Genomic DNA, 4,161 nt, shown 5'->3' with positions numbered 1-4,161 from the left:
ATTCGCCTTCGCCGCGCAGCTTCAGGTCCTCCTCGGCGATCAGGAACCCATCCTCGGTCTCGCGCATCACCGACAGCCGGCGTTTTGCGGTCTCGCCGAGCGGGTCCTTGTAGAGCAGCACGCATGAGGAAGGCTTGTCACCGCGTCCGACCCGGCCGCGAAGCTGGTGCAGTTGGGCAAGGCCGAAGCGCTCTGCATGCTCGATGACCATGACGGTGGCGTCCGGCACGTCGACGCCGACCTCGATGACGGTGGTGGCGATCAGGATGCGTGTCTCGCCCTGCTTGAAGGCGCGCATCGCCTCGTCCTTCTCTGCACCCTTCATGCGGCCGTGAACGAGACCGATGCGATCGCCGAACAATGGTTTCAGCGAGGCGAAGCGGTCTTCGGCCGACATCAGTTTGATCTCTTCGGATTCCTCGACCAGCGGACAGATCCAGTAGATCTTCTGGCCGCCGGCGACGGCGTCCACCATGCGGTCGACCAGTTCGTCGAGCCGCTCGAGCGGCAGCGTAACGGTACGGATCGGCTGGCGGCCGGCCGGTTTTTCCGTCAGTTTCGACACGTCCATGTCACCGAAAGCGGTCAGCACCAGGGTGCGCGGGATAGGAGTGGCCGTCATCACCAGCATGTCTGGCGCGTCGCCCTTGGCGGTGATGGCAAGCCGCTGATGGACGCCGAAACGATGCTGCTCGTCGATGACGGCAAAGACGAGGTCTTTGAAGGTGACGGTCTCCTGGAACAGCGCGTGGGTGCCGACGACGATGTCGATCTCGCCGCTTGCCAGGCCGGCCAGCGTATCCGCGCGTTCGCGGCCCTTCTCGCGACCGGTGAGGATGGCGATGCGAAGCCCTACCTTGGCGGCAAGCGGCGTGATGGTCGCAAGATGCTGGCGCGCCAGGATTTCGGTCGGTGCCATCAAGGCTGCCTGGCCGCCGGCCTCGACGGCACGCGCCATGGCCAGCAGCGCGACGACGGTCTTGCCGGAACCGACATCGCCCTGGAGAAGCCGCAGCATGCGCTCTGGGTCGGCGAGGTCGGCATTGATTTCGGCCAGCGCAAACTCCTGGCTTGATGTCAGCGAATAGGGCAGTGCGGCCCGCAGTTTTTCGACGATGCGGCCGTCGCCGACCAGGGGTCGCCCGGACAGCCTGCGGACTTTCGCTCGCACCAGCGCCAGCGAGACCTGGCCCGCCAGCAACTCGTCATAGGCGAGCCGCCGCCAGGCGGCACCATCGATGGAGACGTCAATCGGGTCAGCCGGATTGTGGATGCGGGCAAGCGCATCGCCAAAGGCCGCAAAGGTGTGCCGCCGCATGAAGGCGCCGTCCTGCCATTCGGGAAATTCAGGCACGCGCGTCAGCGCCTGGCCGATCGCCCGGCGCAGCACCTTGCCCGAGAGCCCGGCTGTCAGGGGATAGACCGGTTCGACCAGCGGCAGGTTTTCCGCCTCGCTGGCCAGCGCAATATGGTCGGGGTGGACCATGCTCGGGCGGCCGTTGAACCATTCCATGCGGCCCGAGACCACGACATGCTCGCCCTCGGGCATCGCCTTTTCGAGATAGGAGGCGTGAGCATGGAAGAAGGTCAGCGCGATCTCTCCGGTATCGTCATGGGCGAAGACCCGGTAGGGAACCGACCTATTGCCACGCGGTGGCGGCTGGTGGCGGTCGATGCGCACATCGAGCGTGACGATCTGGCCTTCCGCGGATCCCGCGATACCAGGCCGACTGCGCCGGTCGATGACGGTGTGCGGCAGCACGAACAGAAGATCGCCGGCACGCGCCGCGCGGTCGCCGAGATCGGCCGGAACAACCTTCTCGATCAGCGCACCGACTTTCGGTCCGACGCCTGCAAGCGACGTGATCGGGACAAACAAGGGATCGAGGATGGTCGGACGCATGATGTCAGCTTATGTTGCGACGGCGGCAGCGCAAGGCTGACAGCCCCTTCTATCCACGCTATATGCGCCGCAGCAAGCAAGGATGCGGTACGATGACCGGAACGACGAGATCAAGCGAGGGGCTGGACGTGCGCCGCCGCAAGCTTCTGTTTCGCTCCTGGCATCGCGGCATGCGCGAGATGGACCTGATCCTCGGCACTTTCGCCGACGCTGAGATCGGCGTCTTGACCAACGAGGAAATCGACCAATATGAGAGGCTCCTCGACATTCCCGATACCGAATTCCTGCCCATGGTCACCGGCGAACGCCCGGTTCCGGCCGATATCGATTGTGCCGTCCTGCGAAAGATCCTGGCTTTCCGCCGCTCTCTGACATTCTGAACACAAGCAATTCCAGGAAAAGTACGAAGCGGTTTTCCATTCGGAATTGCGATAAAACAAGACCGTGATTTCATGAGCCTCATTCCCACCATCGGTCTGCCGAAAGGCCGCGCCGGTCAGTTCATCGTCGATGGCGTCGCCGACGGCTACGAAGCCTTTGCGCTGGTGCAGGCGGCGCTCGAGATCGCGCCCGACAAGCCGGTTCTGTTCGTCGCGCGCGACGGTCAGCGCCTGCCGGCGATCATCGAGGCATTGTCTTTCGCGGCCCCCGGCCTGCCGGTGCTGGAACTGCCGGCCTGGGATTGCTTGCCCTACGACCGCGTCTCGCCCGGCTCCGATGCGGCCGCCAAGCGCCTCGATGCGCTGACCGCCATGATCGCTCTGGCGAAGAAGCCGCACCGCGCCGTCATCCTCACCACCGCCAATGCGCTGCTGCAGCGCATTCCGCCGTCCGAGTTGGTCGAGGCGCAGACTTTTCATGCCAGGCCCGGCAACCAGATCGACATGAACGCACTGGTCTCGCGGCTGGAAACGTCTGGTTTCGAGCGTGTGCCGACAGTGCGCGGCATCGGCGAGTTCGCGGTGCGCGGCGGCATTCTCGACCTGTTCGCTCCCGGCTGGACCGAGGCGCTCAGGCTCGATTTCTTCGGCGACACGCTGGAATCGATCCGTGTGTTCGACGCCGCCACGCAGCGCACCACCGGTCAACGCAAGTCGATGGCGCTGCAAGCGATGAGCGAGGTGGCGCTGACGCCGGAAACCATCAGCCGCTTCCGCCGCTCCTATATCGAAGCCTTCGGGGCACCGCAGCGCGACGACGGGCTCTATGCGGCGGTCAGCGAAGGGCGTCGCTTCGCTGGCATGGAGCACTGGCTGCCGTTCTTCTACGAACGGCTGGAGACGGTGTTCGACTATCTGCCTGACACGCCTGTCATCTTCGACCATCTGGCGCATGAGGCGCTGGCCGAGCGCCACACGCTGATCCTCGATCACTACGAGGCGCGCAGGAAGCAGGCCGACGGCGCGCTGAAGGATGCGGTGCCCTATAAGCCAGTCGCGCCGGACCTGCTCTATCTCTCCCCGGAAAACCTGATCACCTCGCTCGGGCCGCGCGAAGCGATCGACTTTACGCCATTCGACGCGCCCGACGTTGGCGCCAAGAAGGTCTATCACGCCGGTTCGCGCCACGGCCGCAGCTTCGTCGAGGAGCGCGCCGATCCGAACGCCAACGTGTTCGATGTCGTCGTCAAACACATCGCCGATGAGCGCGCGGCGCGCCGCCGCGTCGTCATCGCCGGCTGGACCGAAGGCTCGCTCGACCGGCTTGGCCAGATCCTCGCCGAACACCATCTCGGCAACCTCAAGCAGGTCGTGACGCTGGCGGAAGCCGAAAAGCTCGAGCCGGGGCAGGCGGCCCTGGCCGTGCTGCCCCTCGAATCCGGCTTCGAGACCGAAAAACTGGTCGTCGTCGCCGAACAGGACATTTTGGGCGACCGGCTGATCCGGCGCTCGAAACGCAAGAAGCGTCCCTCGGATTTCATTGCCGAGGCCTCGGCGCTGTCGGCCGGCGACATTGTCGTCCATGCCGACCACGGCATTGGCCGTTTCATTGGCCTGCGCACCATCGAAGCGGTCGGCGCACCGCATGACTGCCTGGAAATCCACTATGCCGGCGACGACCGGCTGTTCCTGCCGGTGGAAAACATCGAACTCCTGTCGCGCTACGGTTCTGACACGGCCGAGGCGACGCTGGACAAGCTTGGCGGCGGCGCCTGGCAGTCGCGCAAAGCGCGGCTGAGAAAGCGCCTGCTCGACATGGCCGGTCAGTTGATCCGCATCGCCGCCGAGCGGCAGATGCGCTCGGCGCCGCCACTGGTG

3 protein-coding genes are annotated in these 4,161 nt (G+C 65.0%); 2 read left to right on the top strand and 1 reads right to left on the bottom strand.

Translation table 11 applies throughout. From position 1 onward, the window contains the following. On the bottom strand, positions 1 to 1,903 hold a 1,903-nt coding region (recG, locus tag EN925_RS06785), incomplete at its 3' end, for an ATP-dependent DNA helicase RecG (protein ID WP_245487210.1). 92 nt (positions 1,904 to 1,995) lie between these two features. On the opposite strand from recG, the gene EN925_RS06780 reads away from it, so the two are divergent. After that, positions 1,996 to 2,283: a succinate dehydrogenase assembly factor 2 gene (locus EN925_RS06780; RefSeq protein WP_013531907.1), complete on the top strand. Its 288-nt coding sequence runs from the start codon at positions 1,996 to 1,998 to the stop codon at positions 2,281 to 2,283. Between the two features lie 72 nt (positions 2,284 to 2,355). Continuing rightward, on the top strand, positions 2,356 to 4,161 hold a 1,806-nt coding region (locus tag EN925_RS06775; RefSeq protein WP_281040638.1), incomplete at its 3' end, for a CarD family transcriptional regulator.

This window comes from Mesorhizobium sp. M7A.F.Ca.US.006.04.2.1 (assembly GCF_004022915.1).
GTDB lineage: Bacteria > Pseudomonadota > Alphaproteobacteria > Rhizobiales > Rhizobiaceae > Mesorhizobium > Mesorhizobium ciceri.
The sequence above is the reverse complement of the archived record's forward strand: the minus strand, read 5'-3'. Positions and strand labels throughout refer to the sequence as shown.

Excerpts from the sequence above, each read along its gene's own strand:
- EN925_RS06780 (WP_013531907.1), top strand. The coding sequence starts at position 1,996 with ATGACCGGAACGACGAGATCAAGCGAGGGGCTGGACGTGCGCCGCCGC.